At 72.1% G+C, this 18,976-nt stretch carries 18 protein-coding genes; 9 read left to right on the top strand and 9 right to left on the bottom strand.

Features of this window, described 5'->3' with window-relative positions; translation table 11 throughout:
• The first annotated feature begins 7 nt into the window (after nt 1-7).
• The 5 genes from rsmD to HYV93_21985 all read left to right on the top strand — a co-directional run bounded on the left by rsmD (nt 8) and on the right by HYV93_21985 (nt 3,401).
• Nucleotides 8-562 (top strand): 16S rRNA (guanine(966)-N(2))-methyltransferase RsmD, encoded by a 555-nt coding sequence (rsmD, locus tag HYV93_22005; protein ID MBI2528643.1) that lies wholly within the window; start codon nt 8-10, stop codon nt 560-562.
• A gap of 47 nt (nt 563-609) precedes the next feature.
• Nucleotides 610-1,095 carry a pantetheine-phosphate adenylyltransferase gene (coaD, locus tag HYV93_22000; protein ID MBI2528642.1) on the top strand — a complete coding sequence of 162 codons (486 nt, stop codon included), beginning with the start codon at nt 610-612 and terminating at the stop codon, nt 1,093-1,095.
• A 9-nt stretch (nt 1,096-1,104) separates the two neighbouring features.
• Nucleotides 1,105-2,295, top strand: coding sequence for a pyridoxal phosphate-dependent aminotransferase (locus tag HYV93_21995; protein MBI2528641.1), 1,191 nt, complete (start codon nt 1,105-1,107; stop codon nt 2,293-2,295).
• Nucleotides 2,292-2,735, top strand: coding sequence for a carbon monoxide dehydrogenase subunit G (locus HYV93_21990; protein MBI2528640.1), 444 nt, complete (start codon nt 2,292-2,294; stop codon nt 2,733-2,735). The genes HYV93_21995 and HYV93_21990 overlap by 4 nt, the downstream gene beginning before the upstream one ends.
• A 69-nt stretch (nt 2,736-2,804) precedes the next feature.
• A complete protein-coding gene (locus HYV93_21985) occupies nt 2,805-3,401 on the top strand; it encodes a hypothetical protein (protein ID MBI2528639.1) in 597 nt (198 codons plus the stop codon).
• A gap of 73 nt (nt 3,402-3,474) precedes the next feature.
• Here HYV93_21985 and HYV93_21980 read toward each other — a convergent pair whose 3' ends face one another.
• Complete coding sequence (locus HYV93_21980) at nt 3,475-4,611, bottom strand: MFS transporter (GenBank protein ID MBI2528638.1); 1,137 nt, start codon at nt 4,609-4,611, stop codon at nt 3,475-3,477.
• A 26-nt stretch (nt 4,612-4,637) separates the two neighbouring features.
• Nucleotides 4,638-6,374, bottom strand: coding sequence for a hypothetical protein (locus HYV93_21975; GenBank protein ID MBI2528637.1), 1,737 nt, complete (start codon nt 6,372-6,374; stop codon nt 4,638-4,640).
• 105 nt (nt 6,375-6,479) lie between these two features.
• Between HYV93_21975 and HYV93_21970 the strand changes: the two genes are divergently transcribed.
• Nucleotides 6,480-8,579 carry an indolepyruvate ferredoxin oxidoreductase subunit alpha gene (locus HYV93_21970; protein ID MBI2528636.1) on the top strand — a complete coding sequence of 700 codons (2,100 nt, stop codon included), beginning with the start codon at nt 6,480-6,482 and terminating at the stop codon, nt 8,577-8,579.
• A gap of 1,470 nt (nt 8,580-10,049) precedes the next feature.
• On the opposite strand, the gene HYV93_21965 is transcribed toward HYV93_21970, so the two are convergent.
• From HYV93_21965 to HYV93_21935, 7 genes are all read right to left on the bottom strand, one after another.
• A complete protein-coding gene (locus HYV93_21965) occupies nt 10,050-10,490 on the bottom strand; it encodes a PaaI family thioesterase (GenBank protein MBI2528635.1) in 441 nt (146 codons plus the stop codon).
• A 71-nt stretch (nt 10,491-10,561) separates the two neighbouring features.
• Nucleotides 10,562-11,884, bottom strand: coding sequence for an MFS transporter (locus HYV93_21960; protein ID MBI2528634.1), 1,323 nt, complete (start codon nt 11,882-11,884; stop codon nt 10,562-10,564).
• A gap of 72 nt (nt 11,885-11,956) precedes the next feature.
• Nucleotides 11,957-13,831 (bottom strand): TRAP transporter fused permease subunit, encoded by a 1,875-nt coding sequence (locus HYV93_21955; protein MBI2528633.1) that lies wholly within the window; start codon nt 13,829-13,831, stop codon nt 11,957-11,959.
• Complete coding sequence (locus HYV93_21950; GenBank protein MBI2528632.1) at nt 13,832-14,815, bottom strand: TAXI family TRAP transporter solute-binding subunit; 984 nt, start codon at nt 14,813-14,815, stop codon at nt 13,832-13,834.
• A gap of 22 nt (nt 14,816-14,837) precedes the next feature.
• The gene (locus tag HYV93_21945; protein ID MBI2528631.1) at nt 14,838-15,614 is read right to left on the bottom strand and encodes a VOC family protein; all 777 of its coding nucleotides are present in this window, start codon (nt 15,612-15,614) and stop codon (nt 14,838-14,840) included.
• A gap of 3 nt (nt 15,615-15,617) precedes the next feature.
• Nucleotides 15,618-16,625 (bottom strand): LLM class flavin-dependent oxidoreductase, encoded by a 1,008-nt coding sequence (locus HYV93_21940; protein ID MBI2528630.1) that lies wholly within the window; start codon nt 16,623-16,625, stop codon nt 15,618-15,620.
• A gap of 160 nt (nt 16,626-16,785) precedes the next feature.
• On the bottom strand, nt 16,786-17,145 hold the full coding sequence (locus HYV93_21935; GenBank protein MBI2528629.1) for a hypothetical protein: 360 nt from the start codon (nt 17,143-17,145) through the stop codon (nt 16,786-16,788).
• A 193-nt stretch (nt 17,146-17,338) separates the two neighbouring features.
• Between HYV93_21935 and HYV93_21930 the strand changes: the two genes are divergently transcribed.
• Genes HYV93_21930 through HYV93_21920 form a run of 3 tightly spaced genes read left to right on the top strand, consistent with a single transcriptional unit; the run spans nt 17,339 to nt 18,947 of the window.
• Entirely contained in the window at nt 17,339-17,806 is a 468-nt protein-coding gene (locus tag HYV93_21930; protein MBI2528628.1) for a hypothetical protein, read from the top strand.
• Nucleotides 17,803-18,333, top strand: coding sequence for a hypothetical protein (locus HYV93_21925; GenBank protein MBI2528627.1), 531 nt, complete (start codon nt 17,803-17,805; stop codon nt 18,331-18,333). Before HYV93_21930 ends, HYV93_21925 begins: the two co-directional genes overlap by 4 nt.
• Nucleotides 18,330-18,947 carry a hypothetical protein gene (locus HYV93_21920; GenBank protein ID MBI2528626.1) on the top strand — a complete coding sequence of 206 codons (618 nt, stop codon included), beginning with the start codon at nt 18,330-18,332 and terminating at the stop codon, nt 18,945-18,947. The genes HYV93_21925 and HYV93_21920 overlap by 4 nt, the downstream gene beginning before the upstream one ends.
• The last annotated feature ends 29 nt before the right edge of the window (nt 18,948-18,976 follow it).

The raw sequence follows: 18,976 nt of genomic DNA, 5'->3' as shown, positions 1-18,976 counted from the left end.
GCCCGGCATGCGAGTGCTCGCGGGCGACCTCAAGGGCCGCCGGCTCACGACGCCCGCGGGGCGGACGACGCGCCCCACGTCGGACCAGGTGCGGATCGCCTGCCTCGACACGCTCATGCCGTACCTGGCGGGTGGCCCGTTCCTCGATCTCTTCGCGGGGGCGGGAGGGGTGGGGATCGAGGCCCTGTCGCGAGGGGCGCCCTCGGCGGTCTTCGTCGAGCAGGAGGTGCGCGCCCTCCGGGCGCTTCGCGAGAACGTCGAGCGCCTGGGTCTGTCCGGGCGCGCGCGTGTGCTCCGCACGGATGGCGCGCGCGCGCTCGAGCGTCTGGCGGAGGCGGGCGCGCGCTTCGCCGTGGTCTTCCTCGACCCGCCCTACGATTCGCCGCGCGCCCGTCCGGCCCTCGAGCGCCTCGCCGAGGGGAGCTGTCTGCTCCCCGGCGCGGTGGTGGTGCTCCAGCACGCGACCAAGTCGCCGCCGCCGTCCGCGCTCGGCGCGCTGGCCCCGTGGAAGGCGCGCCGGTTCGGGGAGACGACCTTGACTTTCTTCCGAAGCCCCGCGTAAACTCATCGAGGCTTCACCCATATCGCCGACCGCTCGAGGGGGTCCTCGTGGGCAAGCGCGCCGTCTATCCGGGCATGTTCGATCCGATCCACAATGGGCACCTGGATCTCATCGAGCGGAGCCTGCGCATCTTCGACGAGCTGATCGTCGCGGTGGTGGCCAATCCCGCCAAGGAGCCGCTCTTCACCGTGAAGGAGCGCCTGGAGCTCATCGACGAGGCCACCCACGGGCTGTCCTTCATGCGCATCACCTCCTTCGACGGCCTCCTCATCGACCTGGTGCACCGGGAGCAGGCCGACTGCATCGTCCGGGGGATCCGCGCGGTGTCGGACTTCGAGTACGAGTTCCAGATGGCGCTCATGAACCGCAAGCTGCGCAGCACCGTCGAGACCGTCTTCATGATGCCCCACGAGCGGTACACCTACATCTCGTCCCGCCTCATCAAGGAAGTCGCTTCCCTGGGCGCTCCGGTCACGGGCCTGGTCCCGCCTCTGGTCGAGGAGCGCATGATGGAGAAGTTCTCCAGAACGTAGGAGCTGCCCATGCTCGCCGATCGCCTGAAGACGCTCGCTTCTTCTCCCACGCTCGCCATGCAGGCCCGGGCCAAGGCCATGCGCGCTCAGGGGATCAACGTGATCTCGTTCGGCGCCGGCGAGCCGGACTTCGACACTCCGGCGCGCATCAAGGAGGCGGCCATCCGGGCGCTCCAGGGCGGCCAGACCAAGTACACGGAGGTGGGCGGGATCCCCGAGCTGCGCGCGGCCGTCTGCCACAAGCTCAAGCGCGATCAGGGGCTCGATTACGCGCCTGATGAGGTCGTGGTCTCCTGCGGGGCGAAGCACACCCTCTACAACATCGTCATGGCGCTGGTGAACCCTGGAGACGAGGTGCTGATCCCGAGCCCGTACTGGGTCTCCTATCCCGAGCAGGTCCGCCTGCTGGGCGGCGCCCCGGTCGCGGTGCCAACCCCCGAGTCCACGGGCTTCGATCTCGACCCGGCCGAGCTGCGCCGGGCCGTGACGCCGCGGACGAAGCTGATCGTCCTGGACAGTCCCGGCAACCCCACCGGGGCCGTGTTTTCGCCCGAGGCCCTCCGGGAGGTGGCCCAGCTGGCCGTCGAGCGGAACCTCTGGGTCGTCTCGGACGAGTGCTACGAGGCGCTGACCTACGAGGGCCGCCACGTCTCCATCGCCACGCTCTCGCCCGAGGTCAAGGCGCGCACGCTGGTGGTCAACACGTGCTCCAAGGCCTATGCCATGACGGGCTGGCGCATCGGCTATGCGGCGGGCCCGAAGGCCATCATCAAGGCGATGACCGACGTGCAGAGCCAGGTGACCTCCAACCCCACGTCCATCGCCCAGTGGGCCGCCGTGGAGGCCCTCGCGGGGCCCCAGGACGAGGTGGCGAAGATGGTGGGCGAGTTCGACCGACGCCGGCGCGTCATCGTGGAAGGCCTCAACGCCGTGCCCGGCGTCTCCTGCGTGATGCCGAAGGGCGCCTTCTACGCCTTCCCCAACGTCTCTGGGCTCTTCGGCCGACGCCACAAGGGGGGCGTGCTCCACGGGTCGGCGGGCGTCTGCGCCTTCCTGCTGGACGAGGCGCGCATCGCCACCGTCGCGGGCGTGGACTTCGGCTCCGACGCCCACATCCGCCTCTCCTATGCGACGGGCCTCGAGACCATCAAGGAGGGGCTCGTACGCATGGACGCCGCCGTCCGATCGCTCGAGGGATGAAGCTCGAGGGAACGACCGACATCGCGGCGCCCCGCGAGCGGGTGTGGGCGGCCTTCCTGGACCCGGTCGTGCTCGCGCAGGCCATGCCGGGCTGCGACCAGCTCGAGGCCATCGGGCCCGGCGAGTACCGCGCCATCATGAAGGTCGGCGTGGGCGCCATCAAGGGCACCTTCGAGGGGAAGGTGTGCCTGACCGACCTGGACCCGCCGACCCGCTACCGCATGACCGTCGACGGCAAGGGTGGCCCGGGCTTCGTCCGCGGCCAGGCCGCCATGGAGCTGTCGGACGTGGAAGGCGGCACCCGGGTCCACTACAGCGCGGACGTTCAGGTCGGCGGCCTCATCGCCAGCGTGGGCCAGCGGATGCTGGGCGGCGTGTCCAAGCTCATGCTGGACCAGTTCTTCGGCAAGATGACCGCCATTCTCGTCGCCCAGCCCTGAGGCGGCGAGGGCCCCCTGCGCCGCCGGCGCCTCCTCTTCGGTTCCTTGAGACAGCGCGCGGGCCTGCTGATGCTGGCCGCGCTCGCGGTGGGGGCGACGGCGGCCCTCGCCGCCGATCCGACGCCGGGGGAGTGCGCGGGGCCGGGAGGGGCCGCTCCCTCGCGGTGCCTCTACCGCTCGATGCTGCCGAGCGCGGGGCTCGTCGCCGAGTGCGAGTCCGACGCCCGGTGCCGCGTGGGCCACTACGCCGGCGACCCTGCCCGCGCCACGTGGCTCGACCCGCCGCCCGGGATGGCGTCGCTCCCCAGGCCGCAGGTGATCTGGCACGCCGCCACCTTCGCCGAAGCGCGCTTCGACTGCGGGCGCCCCTGCACGGTCTCCTACTTCTTCGAGGCGCGCCGGCGGCTGATCTCGCCCCCCCGCTGGTCCGTGCTCGCCGTGGACCTGCGGCGCCAGCGCCTGGTGGCCGCGGAGGAGCGAGCCCTCGTGGTGCGGCAGATCTTCTCCGGCCGCGAGGTGGCCCGCGTCTCGCGCGCCTGGGCGCCCGCGCCGTCGCTGGCGGACGTGGTGCTGTCCCTTCGCTTCGATCCGGACGGGCGGCTCTCGCTGACCTGGCTCCGGGGGGCGGAGCGTACCCCGGTGAGCGAACGCCTCTCGATCCGCTGAAGGGGTCAGGTCTTGCATTCCAACAACGGCCCCTTCGGCGAGTGTGCAGGTGTGTGATTGCAAGACCTGACCCCTACCGGAGGGCGAGGGTGAGCGGCAGCGTGGCAAAGACCATGGTGCCGACGATCCCCAGCGTGAGGGTGACGCCGCCCCAGTCGCTCACGAGACCGTAGACGAACGGGGACAGGGCCGAGGCCCCGATGCCGACCGTGTAGAAGACCGCGTAACTCCGGCCGCGCCGGTCGGCGTGCACGAGGTCCGCCACGCTCCCGTAGAGCACCGACGAGGTGCCGTTGAGGGCCATCCCCAGCGCCGGGAGGATCGCGAGGCAGGCGCCGAGCGGCAGGCCCAGGAGCAGCAGGATGCCGATCCCCGTCGCCGCCTCCGTCACCACCACGGTGCGGATCACGCCGATTCGCTCCGCCAGGGCGCCGCAGGCGAGCTTTCCGGCAGCCCCGCCCGCGAAGGCGAGCATGAGGGCCAGCCCCACCGCCGGCACCGTCGAGCCCTTCGCGATCAGGAGGAAGGGGAGGAAGGTGAGGAAGGCGGTGCGCGTGGAGTTGTCGATCGTGTGGATGGCCGACAGCGCCCTGAAGCCGCGTGGATCCCTGATGCCCCACCCCGAGGCGGGCGGCCCGGTGGCGCTTGCCCGCTCGGCACGCAGCGGCGAGGCCCCACCGACCTGGAGGCCGGCAAGCCCCAGCAGGAGTAGCGCCGCCGCGCCCACTCCCACGAGCGCATAGACTCGCGTGGCTCCGCGCCAGCCCATCCACGTAGCTGCGAAGGCCACAGCCGCCGGCACGACGACCTTGCCCAGATCGCCGGAGAAGTTGTAGGTGCCGAGCGCCAGCCGTCTCGGCCCGCTCTCGTAGGCCCGCGATACGAGCGTCGAGGACAGCGGGTGCTGGACGGAGGAGCCGAGGCCTCCGAGGAGCAGGCAGCCGAGAAGCGCCGCGAAGCCTCCCGCCGTCCCCGCCGCCAGGTAGGCGAGCGCCGTCAGCACCGTGCCGGCCACCAGCAGCCGCGCCTCGCCCCAGCGCTCGGCCAGGAGGCTCGAGGGGACCTGGAAGCCGGCCATTCCGCCGCTGTAGGCCGTCTTGAGCAGTCCCACCTGGGCGAAGGAGAGGCCGAGCTCGCCGCTCCAGACGGGGAGTAGCACGTACAGGATGTCGGAGAAACCGTCGTGGACGAAGTGCGCGGCCGAGGCCAGCCCGAGTACGGCCGCCGGCCGGCGGGTCACCGAGCCGCCCGGGCCACGACTGGCGCGGCCTCGCGCGCGAGGGCCTCGAGGGCGCGGCGCAGTCGCGGGAGGGCCTGCATCTGCCGCACGTAGGCGGCCTCGCCGGGCTCGCCCTTGGCCTGGATCATCCGGGCGACTCGCCGGCGCTCGGCTGCCGGCCAGCGAGGGAGGTCGGGCAGCAGCGCGAGCACGAGCGCCCAGCGCTCGAAGGCTCCGCGCCCGGCCGGCTGCCACCGGCGCCAGCCTGCAGCGCCCAGGGCCCGCCCGACGCGGCCCGTGGCCTCGCGAGTGGCCGCGGCGCGGTCTCCCGCGAAGCGCAACCCGATGTCCCGCGTGGCGAGGGTGGCGAGCTGTCTCGCCCTGATCCTGCTCTCGGGGCGCGGGCTGGCCCCGGGGAGCCGCAGGGCCAGCTCGCCCCGCACCAGCCGCCGCAGCACGGGCAGCGCCGAGCGGTAGGAGCGGTCGCGTGCGACCTTGCCCTGCTCGTGAGCGGCCAGCGCGAGCACCTCGGGGTCGTGGGGGCGGAAGCCGAGCCGGTAGTAGAAGTAGAAGGCGCCGGAGCGGAGGGCTTCGGCGTTATCGTGGCCGATCTGATAGGGGTCCACCACCACGGTGCGGATGCCGAAGACCCGGCGGAAGACGCGGAGCACTTCGGCCAGGACGATGCGCGATTCGCCCTGCCTGAAGGACTCGAAGATGTTGAATCCGAACTCCATCGTCTCGAAGAGGCACCAGCCGCCCCCGTAGCCCACGGGCACGCCGTTCCGGAGCGCGAAGAAGGCGTAGTAGCCCTCGAAGGGCAGCCGCCAGGCCGGGTCGAGCCCGATGAGCGCCACGGTGAGCCCGCGGCCGCAGTCGGCGAGGAGGACGTCGTCGGCGTTCGGATGCGAGAAGGCGTGCAGCTCCCGCGCCCGCGTGGCCATGGCCAGGCGGGCGGCCTCGATGAGGGCATCCGCCTCGGGGCCCGCGACGCGCCGCGGCTGGGCGAGAGGGGCCGTGACGGCGCGGACGAGATCGAAGCCCGCCGGCGATGAGGCGGGGGGGCCGAAGAAGGGCGCCGGGCAGGGGAGCCGGGCGCCGGTGCGCGAGGCGGCCAGGGTGCGGAGCCTCCACCGGATGGAGAGCCCCAGCCCTTCGAAGAGCCAGTCGCGGACCTCCTCGGGCAGCTCAGCCTGGCCGAAGAGCTCCGCGAGCACCCGGAGGTCGCTGACGCGGCGGCCGCCCTTGGCCGCGCGGATCCACTGGCGCCAGCCGAGGCCCCCCTCGGTGAAGGCATCCTCCTCGGCCCGGGCGACGAGGAGCGTGAGGACGTCCTCCAGCCGCTCGTCCTCGACGAAGCTGGCCCAGGCCACCTCGACCTCTCTCGGGTGCCGCGCGGCGAGCCAGCGCGCCATCGGCAGGCCAAAGGGATACTCGAGGCTCGTGCCCACGATCCCCGACTCACGGAGCCGTGCCCGGGCTCCCCCGCCGAGCTGCTGCACGCGGTCGGGAAAGGTGCTCAGCGCGCTGTCCACGCGGGTCAGGATCTCCCGGTCGTCAGGGTAGGCCTGGAGCAGGCAGAGCGTCTCGTGGAAGCGCAGCAGCACCGCCGGGTGACCGATGCGGCGGCCCGCGAGGCTATCCAGCAGGCGCCGCTTCTCCGCCCGATCGTCCGGAGAGGAACGCGGCGCGACGGCGGCGAGGGCCTCGATCAGCGCCCGGGCCCGCGTTCCGTCAGGCGCCGGCGCCGGCAAGAAACTCGAGCGGGCGCTCGCTGATGTCGTCCATGTGCGGCGTTGTCATGTGCGCCATGCTCGTCCCCTCCCGGCGCTTGGGGGCTGTGGTACAAAGAGAATCCTATGGAACGGTCCTTCGCGGCCGAAGTCAAGCAGCTGGCGCTCGGGGAGGGAGCGATCCTCCGCGGCGAGGGCATCCTCGCCATCACGAAGGGGCTGCTGCAGTCGGGCGTCTCCTACGTGGGCGGCTACCCCGGGGCGCCGGTGTCTCACCTGCTCGATGTCCTCGCGGAGGCCAACGAAGTGCTGCTCGAGCCCATGGGCGTGTACCTCGACGCCTCGGCCAGCGAGGCCGCCGCCGCCGCGCTCCTCGGCGCCTCCATCAACTACCCCATGCGCGGCGCCGTGACGTGGAAGTCCATCGTGGGCACCAACGTGGCCGCTGACGCGCTGTCCAACCTCGCGTCGGCCGGCGTCCTCGGCGGCGCCCTGGTCGTGGTGGGGGACGACTATGGCGCCGGCGCCAGCATCATCCAGGAGCGGACCCACGCCTTCGCGCTGAAGTCCTCGCTCTGCCTGCTGGACCCTCGACCGGCGCTGCAGACCCTGGCCCACATGGTCGAGGAGAGCTTCGGCCTGTCCGAGGCCGCCAGCCTGCCGGTGGTGCTGAGCGTCAGGATTCGCACGGCGCACATGCGCGGCCGCATGGTCTGCAAGGACAACCGGCGGCCCGCCATCAGCATGCGGGATCGCCTCGCCCGGCCGTCGTTCGACTACGCCCGGATCAGCCATCCGCCGTCCACCTACCTGCAGGAGGCGCAGAAGCACGAGCGGCGCTTGCCCGCCGCGCGGCGCTACATCGTCGAGCACGGGCTCAACGAGCTGCTTCCCGGCAGGGAGGGGCGGCTCGGCATCATCGTCCAGGGCGGGCTCACCCCCACGGCGCTGCGCGCCCTGGCGCTCCTGGGCCAGGCCGACGAGACCGGACGGAGCCAGATCCCGATCCTCGTGCTCAACGTCGTCCACCCGCTGGTCCCGGAGCAGGTGCTCGCCTTCCTCGCAGGCAAGGAGCGCGTGCTCGTGCTCGAGGAGGGCATGCCCGCCTTCGTCGAGCAGGAGCTGAAGGCGCTGGCCTACGAGCGTGGCCTCGGCGTCCGCCTCCACGGCAAGGAGACCGTGGCCGTCCAGGGGGAGTATGTCCCCGAGGTGGTCCTGGCGGCGCTGGCGCGCTTCCTCGGCGAGGAGGCCGCGCGGCGGCGCGGGGCCCTGACGGCCCACGCGGGGCGCGGCCGGGAGATCCTGGGCGCGCCCTTGCCGAAGCGGCCGCCGGCCTTCTGCACGGGCTGTCCGGAGCGCCCCGTCTTCAGCGCGCTCAAGCTCGCCCAGCGTGAGCTGGGGGACACCCACGTCGCGGCAGACATCGGCTGCCACGCCTTCGCGACGCTGCCCCCCTTCAACATGGGCAATACCATCCTCGGCTACGGGATGGGCCTGGCCTCGTCCAGCGCCGTGGCCCCCGCCTTCGGCAAGCGCGTCGTCTCCATCCTGGGTGACGGCGGCTTCTGGCACTCGGGCCTCACCGCGGGTGTCGCCAATGCCGTCTACAACAAGCAGGACTCGGTGCTGGTCATCCTGGAGAACTTCTATACCTCGGCGACGGGCCAGCAGGCCAATCCCTCGACGGGGAAGAACCCGCGGGGGGACGAGGTCAGGATGTCCATCGCCGACACCATCCGGAGCCTCGGCGTCTCCTGGCTCCGGGTGGTGAACCCGTACAAGGTGGGAGCGACGCTGGCGACGCTCAGGGAGGCCATGACCACGGCGGCCGGCGGGCTCAAGGTGATCATCGCCAGGGCCGAGTGCCAGCTCGAGCGCCAGCGCCGTACCAGGCCGCAGACGGAGGCGCAGCTCAGGGCGGGCGCGCGCGTGGAGACGCCGCGCTTCGGCGTGGATCCCGACGTCTGCACCGGCGACAAGTCCTGCACGAGGCTCAACGGCTGCCCGTCACTGACCCTCGGCGAGAGCGCCGATCCGCTCCGGGACGATCCGGTCGCCCACGTGGAGCAGAGCTGCGTGGGCTGTGGGCTCTGTGGCGAGGTGGCCCACGCGGCGGCCCTCTGCCCGTCCTTCTACGAGGTGCGTGTGGTCCACAACCCGGGACCGTGGGAGCGGGCGCTCTGGGCGATGCGGCGCCGGGTGATCGGGTGGCTGCAAGCGGCCTGATGCCGCGCGATCCTCGCCGTCCCCTGTCCATCCTCATCGCCGCCCTCGGCGGGCAGGGCGGGGGCGTCCTCACCGAGTGGATCGTCGCGGCCGCGGACCAGGCCGGCCATGCCGTGCAGTCGACCTCCATCCCGGGTGTGGCCCAGCGCACGGGGGCCACGACCTATTACATCGAGATCGCACCGCAGCCGCGCGAGGCCGGCGCGCCCGACCTGGTCTTCTCGCTCTACCCGACCCCGGGGGATGTGGACGTGATCATCGCCTCGGAGTGGCTCGAGGCTGGACGCACCCTCGAGCTGGACTACGCCTCACCGGAACGGACGCTGCTCATCGCCAGCACCCATCGCCTCTACGCGATCGGAGAGAAGAGCGTCCCCGGCGATGGCGTCTTCCCCGCCGCCCGCATCCGGGAGGCCGCGCGGGCCCTCACCCGCCAGGCCGTCACCTTCGACGCGCGGGCGGCGGCCCGCCGGGCTCAGAGCGAGGTCAACGCCGTGATCCTGGGCGCCCTGTCCGCGACCCGGGTGCTGCCGCTTCCAGGGAGCGCCTTCGAGGCGGCCATCGGGGAGGGTGGCGTGGCCGTGGAGCGGAATCTGGCGGGCTTCAAGGCCGGCCGGGAGCTCGTGGAGCTGGGCGTGGAGACCGCCGGGCCGCCTCGCCCCCGGCGCCCGTGGACGGCTCTCAGGGGCGAGCGCGCGGCGGCGCTGGGCCGGAGGGGCCGCGACTTCCTGGCGCTCGCTGCCCGCGCCGAGAGGGAGTTCCCGGAGCATCTCCACGAGACACTGGGAGAGGCCCTCGCGCGGCTCGTCGACTACCAGGACGCCCGCTACGCGGAGCGCTTCCTGGAGCGAGTGCGGGCCATCCATGCCGTGGACCCCGAGGGCCGGCTGACTCGGGCCTTCGCCCGCCGGCTCGCCGTGTGGATGACCTATGAGGACGCCATCCGGGTGGCGGACCTCAAGACCCGGCGAGGGCGCTTCGAGCGCATCGGCCGGGAGAACGCGGCGAAGGAGGGATCGACGCTGGTCGTCACCGACTACCTCAAGCCGGACCTCGACGAGATCTACGGGATTCTCCCCGCGGCCCTGGCTCGTCCCGTCGCGCGCTGGGCCGAGCGCCGCTGGCCCCGGGGCCGACCGAGCCTCGCCCAGCACGTGAGGACCACCACCGTGCTGGGCTTCCTGCGGGTGTGGCTGCTCGGCCGACTGCGTGCCCTGCGGCCGCAGTCGCTGCGTTACGAGCGCGAGGCCGCGCTCATGGACCGCTGGGAACGGGCGGTGCGGGAGGCTGCGGCGCTGGACTGCGGCCTGGCCCTCGAGGTGGCGGAGATGGCCAGCGTGGTGAAGGGCTACGGCGAGGTGAGGCGCCGCCTCTTCCGCGGCCTCGGGCACTTCCTCGACGAGACGCTGCCCGCCGCCGTGGCCGAGGACCGCCGGGCGGGTGCCGGCCATCAGCGATGCACCGCCATCGTCAGGGCACGCCGCCTGGCGCTCCTGACCGAGGAGCAGGAGAGTCACCTTCGGCTTGACGCCTCTGCAGCACCATCTGGGTCTGGACGGTCATCGAGAGAAGCCGGCCGGACTCGTCAGTGATCCGCGTCTGCCAGACCATGGTCTGGCTGCCGCGATGCAGTGGCGTTGCCTCGGCGCGGATCGTGCCGCTGCCCACCGCCGCGAAGAAGTTGGTCTTCGACTCGAGCGTCGTCGTCCACGTCCCCGGCGGGAGGTTCTCGGCGGCGCCGGTCGCGCCCACGATGTCGGCCAGCGCCATCAGCGTGCCGCCGTGGAGGCGCCCCCCGGAGGTCAGCAGGTCCTTCCTGACGGTTACCTCGGCCACGATGCGCTCGCGGCTGCCCTCGACGAAACGAACGCCGAGCAGATCGGTGAGCGTGCCGCGGTGCCGCTGCTGCATGCGCGCGGGGTCGATGGACGGGCTGGAGGAGGTGTTGTACGTCACGAGCGGCGTCTCCCGATCGCCCGGGGTCACGGTCCCGGCGCCGACCCGGCGGCCGGCGCGGAGCGCCCCCTGAGCTGGTGATAGATGTTGAGGCCTCGCGTTTCCTTGAGGAAGAGCGTCATGAGCATGGAGAGCAGGACGAAGCCGGCGCAGACGCCGAAGGCGCCGCGATAGGCCGACAGCGGGTAGACGCGGGCCCCGCCGGCCATGGCACCGGCCCAGCCCGCATCGAGCACCGCGCCCACCGGGCCCTGGGTGAGCGCCGCGCCGAGGAAGCCGCCCAGGTTGGTCACGGCGACGGCGATGCCGGCCAGCGCCGGCGGATTGACCTCGCGCCCGAGGGGCCAGGTGAGCACGAAGGCGCCGTTGGTCATGCCGAGCGCAAAGAAGAGGACGGGGACGGCCCAGAGTGGGAGCGCGCCCAGCGTCACCACCATGAGCAGCCAGAGCGCCAGGTAGGAGGCGGTGAGCACGGTGTAGGGGAGCTTCCGCCGCTTCAGCACCTGATCGGACAGGTAGCCCGTCAGCGGGCCCGAGACGAGCAGGGCCACCGCGGTGGCCGAGAAGTGGAGCGCCGCCTGCGTGGTCGACATCCCGTACACGTCCTTCAGGTAGGGCACGGCCCAGAGCATCAGGTTGCCGGTGGCCGAGTAGAGGAAGAAGAAGGCGAGGAAGGGCGGCCAGGTATGCGGGTTGCCGAGGACCTGGCCCATCCCGCCCATCACGGCGCGGAGCCCGGGGACGGGCGCATCGGCCCCGGCGTGCCCGGGTGGGTGGTCTCTCACGATGAGCAGGCAGCATGCGACGCCGGCAATCGTCAGGAGCCCGATGATCCAGAACGAGCCCCGCCAGCCGGCCAGCCCGATGAGCGCTGCCAGCGGGAGCGTGCCCGCGAGGGCGCCGAGGACGCCCACCGCGGCCGTCACCGCCGACAGCGTGCCGAAGTACGAGGGCGGGAACCAGGTCGCCGCGATCTTGAGCGCGCCGATGAAGGTCACCGTGGCGCCGAGCCCCACGAGGAAGCGCCCGGTGAAGAGCGCGCCCGTGCCGGGCGCCGCGGCCATGGCGATGGCCCCCAGCCCCATGACGGCGCCGCCTGCCGTCATGACGAGCCGGACACCGTAGGCGTCGAGGAGCAGGCCCGCGGGCACCATGAAGCCCGCATACGCGTAGAAGTAGGTGGCCGAGAGGAGGCCCACGATGGCGCCCGAGGCGTCGAAGGCCTGCATCAGGTCCTTCGCCATGACGCCCGGGGCCACGCGGTGGACGAAGGCGAGCAGGAAGAGGAAGGCCGGGATCCCCCAGACGATCCACGCCAGGCGAGGCAGCGGGGCCCGATCGGAAGTCACCGGAGCGACCACCGGCTCAGCGCGTGCAGGATCCAGCCTTCCTGACATGGGGTTCGGGGGACGGCGTCCCGGTCACCCGCGCACGGGCACGCGGACCCGCCGTGTCCGCTGGGACGCGGACACCACCAGGAGACAGGCCGCGCCGACCACGTCACCGAGCGCTCCCGGGAAGATCAGCAGCACGGCGCCCGCGAGGAGCAGCGAGCGTTCCCAGAGCCGGGTCGGCCCCCGGAGGTAGCCGATGAGGCCGGCGCCGAGCATCACGATCCCGAGCGCCGCCGCCGCCGTGCGCAGGACCATGTGGGGCACGCTCGCGCCCAGCATCATCAGCGCCGGGTCGTACGCGAAGCTGAACGGGATGATGAACCCGGAGAGCGCCAGCGCCATGGCCGTCCACTGCGTCTTCCAGACGTCCGACCCGGCGATGGACGACGTCGCGTAGGTCGAGATCGCCGTGGGCGGCGTCAGGTCGGCGAGGATGCCGAAGTAGAACACGAACATGTGTGCGACGAGCTTCGGGACCCCGAGCTGGACGAGCGCCGGCGCCGCCATGATGGACGTGATGATGTAGGTCGCCGAGGTCGGCAGCCCCGTGCCGAGCACGAGGGCGGCCACCATCGTGAGAAGCAGCGTGAGGAGCATGCTCCCCTGCGCCAGCCCGACGATCCCGCTCGCGAGCTTGAGCCCGAGGCCCGTCGCCGACACGACGCCGACGACGACGCCGACGGTGGCGCAGGCGAGGGCGACCGGCAAGGCGCTCTGCGCGCCCTGGACCAGGACGGCGGCCGCCCGCCGCAGGCCGATCCGGGTGTCGCGCCGGACCTGGCTCGCGGCGAGCGCGGTGACCAGCGCCCAGAACCCCGCGAACAGCGGCGAGCGCCCCTCGACGAGGAACCAGACGAGGAGCGCGGGGCCGGCGAGCAGGTGGAGGTCGCGCGTGAGGACGGCGCCGAGGCGCGGCAGCTCGGCGCGCGGCAGCACCGGCAGCCCCTGGCGCGCGGCCTCGAAGTGCACCATCACGCCGACCGAGACGAAGTAGAGGACGCCGGGGATCGCGGCCGCCAGGGCGACCGTGCCGTACGACACGCCGAGGGTCTCGGCCATGATGAACGCCGCGGCGCCCATGACAGGCGGGATGAGCTGGCCGCCCATCGAGGCCGTCGCCTCGACGCCCGCGGCGAAGCTCGGCCGGTAGCCCGCGCGGATCATCAGCGGGATCGTGAACGCGCCCGTCGTGACGGCGTTGGCGATGGCGCTGCCGTTGACGGTGCCGAAGAGCCCGCTCGAGATCACCGCGACCTTGCCCGCGCCACCCCGCGTATGCCCGGCGACGGCGAGCGCTGCGTCGGTGAAGAAGCGGAGGAGCCCGCCGTGCGACATCACGCCGCCGAAGAGGACGAAGAGGTAGATGAACGTCGCCGAGACGAGCGTGGGGATGCCGAAGACGCCGCCCGTCGTGAACATCTGCGCGTCCACGAGGGCGAGGGCTGTCTCGCCGCCGTGAGAGAGGAAGCCGGGCAGCCACGGCCCCACGAAGGCGTAGGCGACGAACGCGAGGGCCAGCGCCGGGAGCGCCAGGCCGATGTGGCGCCGCGTGGCCTCGAGCAGCAGGAGCACGAACAGGACGCCGACGGCGACGTCGCTCGGCGGCAGGTCGTCGACCATCGCCATGCGCGTGACGAGCCGCTGGTGGTGCCAGAGGTAGTACGCCACGCAGGCGGCCGTCAACAGGGCGCAGAGCCCGTCGAGCCGGCGGCGCGGCCGGCGCCCGCCCAGCGCGGCGGCCTGGGTCGCCGACTGGGGGATCGGGTCGGGCAGGAAGCCGAGCGCGACCGCGAAGGCGACGTGGACCGGGAGCTGGATGAGGAGGTCGAAGAGCCCCGCGTAGGCCGTGTAGAGCTGGAACAGCGACCAGGCCGCGGCCAGCCAGACGCGGGGCGACCCCAACTACTTCATCCAGCCCTTCTCGCGGTACGCGCGCTCCGCGCCCGCGTGGAGGGGGAGGCCCACCTTCTCCGGCTGCCACGCCGTCTTCGGGTCGAACTCGGCGAGGCCGGCGTGGCCCCGCACGAGGGCGTCCTTGTTCTCGAGGATCGTCTTGGTGATCGTGTACGCGACGGGCTCCGGCAGGGTCGTGTTGGTGATGAGGACCGTCGGGAAGCCGACGGTCTGCACGGGCTCCGTCTGCCCCTTGAACGTGTTCGCCGGCATCGTGGCCGGCACGTAGCCGAGCGGCGCCAGTGCTTTCATCGTCTCGGCGTCCAGGCCGAGGAACTTCACGTCCACCGCGTTCGCGATCTCGGTCACCGACGGGTGCTTGGGCGTGACGACCGCGATGAGCATATCGGCGCGCCCGTCCTTGACGGCGTCCACGATGACGTTGTAGCCGGCGTGCTGCATCGAGCCGCCCCAGGCCTTGACGTCCGCGTAGCTCATGCCCGCGGAGCGCATGAGCTGCCGCGCGGCGAACTCGCCGAGCGAGCCCACCGGCTGCGTCGTGCCCTTGACCGCGAGCTTCTTGTCCTTGATGTCCTTCACGGTGGCGATGCCGACCTTCTTCGGGACGACCGCCACGAGGTAGTAGGTGTCCAGCCCGCCGACGAGGGCGCGCAGGGTGTCGAGCTTCGTGTCGTAGGCCTCCTTGCCCTCGTAGGCCCACCGGTTGGTCACGGTGAAGCTCAAGCCGAGCGGCGTCTCGTTCTTGGCCACCAGGCGCGGGTTGCCGACGCCGCCGGCCCGCGGCTTCACGTCGATGTTCGAGCCGGCGGGCAGCGTCTTCCTGAGCATCTCGGCCATCGTCGCGCCGTACACGTACCAGGCGCTGCCGGTGTCGAGCGTCGAGAAGGCGAGCGTCACGGGCTGCTGGGCCACGGTCGTTGCCGGCGGGATCAGCAGCGCGAACATGACAGCGAGACACGCGATGCGCTTCATTCGCCGCTCCTTTCCGGGTCCCTCAGACGCGGAGCGAGAGCCGCGCGCCGAAGGTGTTGGCTTCGTCCAATGGTCCCACGGGCCCGCCGCTCGTCGTGAGCGTGGCCGCGTAGGGCGAGGCGCCGCGCGTCCGGAGCCAGGCCGCGAGCGGCCCCCCCGGCCCGGCCGGCGCCAGGAACTCGAACGCGTGCGGCCCGATCACGAAGCGGACGCCCGCGGCGTCGAGATCCGGCCGCCGGATGTCCTCGCCGGGCTGCCCGAGTACCGCGCTGTACCAGCCGCGCACCCGGGCGATGTCGTCCACGGCGGCGACGACCGTGCCGATGCCCGTCACGCCGTTCGGGTGGCGACGCTCGCGCGGCACGCGCTCGTCGCGCGGCGTCCGATCCGTGATGACGAACGGCGCGACGCCCCGGTGGGCCCCGCGCGCGAGGGCGAAGGTCCACCGCACCTCGAACCCGTCGGGGCGCTTGCGGTCCCGGTGCTCCGGCTCGCCCATGTCGATCCCCGCGCGCCGGAGCGCGGCGGCGTCGCCCGCGAGGTCGTCGGTCTGCAGGCAGAAGTCCACGAGCCCGCCGCCCTGCTGGAGCGGCGCCCACCACCGGTGGTCGGGGCGCGGCTCGTAGAAGGCGATGAGCTCGAGGTAGGCGGTGTCCTGGAACGCGATCAGCGCGTTGTAGGTGCCGATGCCCGTGTGGCGGCCGCCCGGCATCACGGCGAACCCGAGGCCCTGGTAGCTCTTCACCGCCGCCTCGAGGTCGGGGACGGCGATGATCAGGTGGTCGATGGCCGTGAGCATGTTCTAGGGCCCCCCGAACGCCGGCGCCACCTCGTGGAGGAAGCGCGTGAACTGCCCCGCCTGGTCCCAGGAGCTCAGGCGCAGAGCCATGTGGCCGAGCCCCGCGTCGAAGTAGGCGCGGAGCCCCTCGATGCACTGCCGGGGGCTGCCCGCCACCGTCCACTGCTCGACGAACTTCGCGCTGAAGTTCGCCGTGTAGTACGTGTCGAGGAACTTCTTCGACTCCTCGAGCGCCTGCTGGCGGTCCTCGTTGATGTGAAGGTTGTGGTAGAGCGCGCTCCCGAGCTTCGCCGGGTCGCGCCCCTCCTCGCGCGCCATGGCCTGGATGCGCGCGAACTGGGCGCGGAACTCCCGCGGCGACACCTTGTTCGTCATCCAGCCGTCGGCGTGGCGCGCAACCCGGCGGAACGATCGCTCGATCACGGCCTCGGAGGCGGAGGCACCGCCCTTCCACGTGAGGCCGGTCGGGTTCGAGGCGATCCAGATCGGGCAGGGATCCTGCAGGGGCCTGGGCTCCAGCGTGACGCCGGCAAAGCGGTAGAAGCGGCCCTCGTGGGTCACGTTCTTCTCGTGGAAGAGCTTCCGGAGCACGACGATGCCCTCCTCGAGCCGCCCCACCCGCTCGGCGGAGGCCACCCCCATGACCGCGTGCTCGGCCGCCTGAGCGGCGTTGGCCTCGCTCGGCCCGCCGAGGCACGCGGCGAGCCATGCCCGGCCGTTCGAGAGCACGTCGAGGCTCGCCCACTGATGGGCGAGCATCACCGGGTGCCGGTGGACGAACGTCGCCATGCACCCGACGCCGAGTCGCACGGTCGACGTCGCGGCGGCCAGCGCCGAGAGGAGCGTCACCGATTCGAGCCGCGGCTTGGCGAGCAGGCTGTCGCCCACCCAGACGGCGTCGAAGACGCCCGCGCGCTCGGCCTCCGCCGACAGCGCGAGGAGGTCGGATACCTTGACGGCGCCGAGGACGACGGCGCGGTTGGCGAGGATCAGACCGAACGAGTGCGCCACGGCGCTCCCTCCCTCAGCTCGAGGCCGGCCCCCATGGTATACCCGCCGATGGCCGCAATCACGGGGTTCCGGCACCGCTTCTGCCTATCGGGATGATGCGCGGCGTGGGCGGAGTGCAGAGCCTGCTCGCCCCGCCGACGGTCGCCGCCGGGCACCGCCGTCACACGCGCAAGGGGTCGATGCGGCCCGCGAGGCCGAGCAGGCTCTCGAAGAGGTAGTAGCTGCCCACGATGAACTCGCAGCGGTTCGCTTTGAACACCGTCTGCGCGTCGATGCGCGCGCGCAGGCGCTCGGCGAAGGGCGCCGCCCACGACCGGTACCGCGCATCGCCCGTCGCCGCGGCGGCCAGCCACAGCTGGCCGATCCAGAAGCCGCCCGTCCAGTCGCCTTCGGGCGTGGTGGTCCACTGCCCCGTCTCCGGATCGGCCCAGTGGGGAAAGCCGTCCTTCACGCGGGCCGCCGTGTCCTGGATGCGGCCCAGCATGCGATCGATCGCCCCGCTCCACGCGTCTGCGGTCATGGGGTCTCCCATCTTTCTCATCGGCCGGCCAATGTTGCCACAGGCGGCGCGTAATGACAAATCGGCAGCGCGGTGCTACCATCCCGCCACTTCAGCCCCCGGAGGGAACGCGATCGCGCTCAGACGTCCGCCACTCGCCATCGTCCTCATCGCCGTCCTCGTGCTGGCCCTCGGCGAGACGGGCGGCGCCGCCATGTCGCAGCTCCGGCCCTCGATCGCCCGCTACGCCACGGCGCGCGTCAACGCGAACGCGCCGGCGCACGGGCTCTCGGGCTCCGCGGAGTACGACGACGAGGTGCGCGCCCGCGCGGTGTACAGCGCCGAAACCGGTCTGTCCTTCTTCCACCTCCACGCGGAAGGCCTCGGTCTCATCCTCTTCTTCACGAGCACGCTGGTGGCGAGCGCGGTGCCGTGGCGCCGGGCGCGCGCGGCCCTCTACGTGCTTCTCACCGCGGGCGGCCTCTTCCCGATCGGCTACCTCGTCTACGGCGCGGGCGCGCTCGAACTCGGCCGTGACGCCGGCATCGAGCTCGCCGAGCGCTGGGTCCTCACCCCGCTCGGCGGCGCCGCCATCGCCGGATTGATCGCTCTCGCCGTGTGCCTCGCCGTGCGCAGCCGTCACGCGGCGCCGGCGCGAGCGGACGTGGCTCCGCGCCCATGACCCCCGAGACCACGTGGCGCCTGCCGCCTGTCTGGGTCCTGCTCGTCGCCGTCGTGCTCATCGTATGCGCCGAAGTGGGCGGCGCGTCGATGTCGCGCTTCAAGATCGAGATCACGCGCTGGGCGCGCGGCACGATGCTCACGCATCCCGCCGTGCACGGCCTGGTGGGCGTGCGCGACGTCGACGAGCGCATCCTCGACGAGGCCCTCGTGAAATTCGACGCGGGCCTGCGTCTCTTCCACATGCACGCGGAGGGCATGGGCCTGGTCATCATCGCCACCAGCACGGTGGCGGCCACGCTCGTGCGCACGGCGCCGGCGCGGCCCCTGATTATCAGCCTTCTCACGGTGGGCGGAGCGTGCTACCCTCTCGGCTACCTGTTGTGGGCGGCACTCATCCCGTACGTCGGGCTGGAGAGAGGAAAGGCGATCGCGGAGTGGGTCGTCTGGATCCCGTTCGGTGGTGCCACCATCGTGGCGCTCTGGTGGCTCGCCGGTGTCGTCGCCCTCAGGCTCGTCCGCCGATGAGCGCCCTCGCCGCCCTCGCCTTGCTCCTGACCCTGGCGTCCCCCGCCTCCGCTCACCACGTGGGCGCCTACGCGCCGCGCGACAACGGGATCACGACCAATTTCAAGCAGATCAAGTTCTCGCTGCAGGCCAGGAAGTTCGACGTGGCGCTGCGCCTCTTCGAGGAGGGCGCGCTCAGGGCCGCCATGCGTGAGAAGGCGGGGACGCTGCCCGCCGGGCTGGAAAGCGGGACCCGCGCCGCCCTGCAGTCCAAAGACGGGCTGGAGGTCGAGCGCCGCCTCATGATCTTCTTCGCCGCCCTCGCGCGCGAGCTGGCGCTCGAGGCCGATCGCCAGCTCGCCGGCGGCACGCTCTCGCGTGAGGCGCGCGCGGCCACGGGCCAGCGCTTCCTCGAGGCGATGTGGCGCTACTACAACCTCGTGGACTTCGCCGTCTCCTCGCGGGACAACAAGAGCTCGACGGCCGTCCGGCTCGCCTTCGACGAGGCGGAGGGCTATGTGAAGACCACCTCGGCGTCCGAGGCCGACAAGCTGCGCGAGCCGCTCCGGCGGATCGCGCAGCTCCTCTCGACCCTGATCAACACCTCGTCAGCACTCCCAAGGAGGGACTCATGAGACGTCTCACGTGGCTCGCCCTGTTCCTG

Source organism: Candidatus Rokuibacteriota bacterium (genome assembly GCA_016188005.1).
Taxonomy (GTDB): domain Bacteria; phylum Methylomirabilota; class Methylomirabilia; order Rokubacteriales; family CSP1-6; genus UBA12499.
The sequence above is the reverse complement of the archived record's forward strand: the minus strand, read 5'-3'. Positions and strand labels throughout refer to the sequence as shown.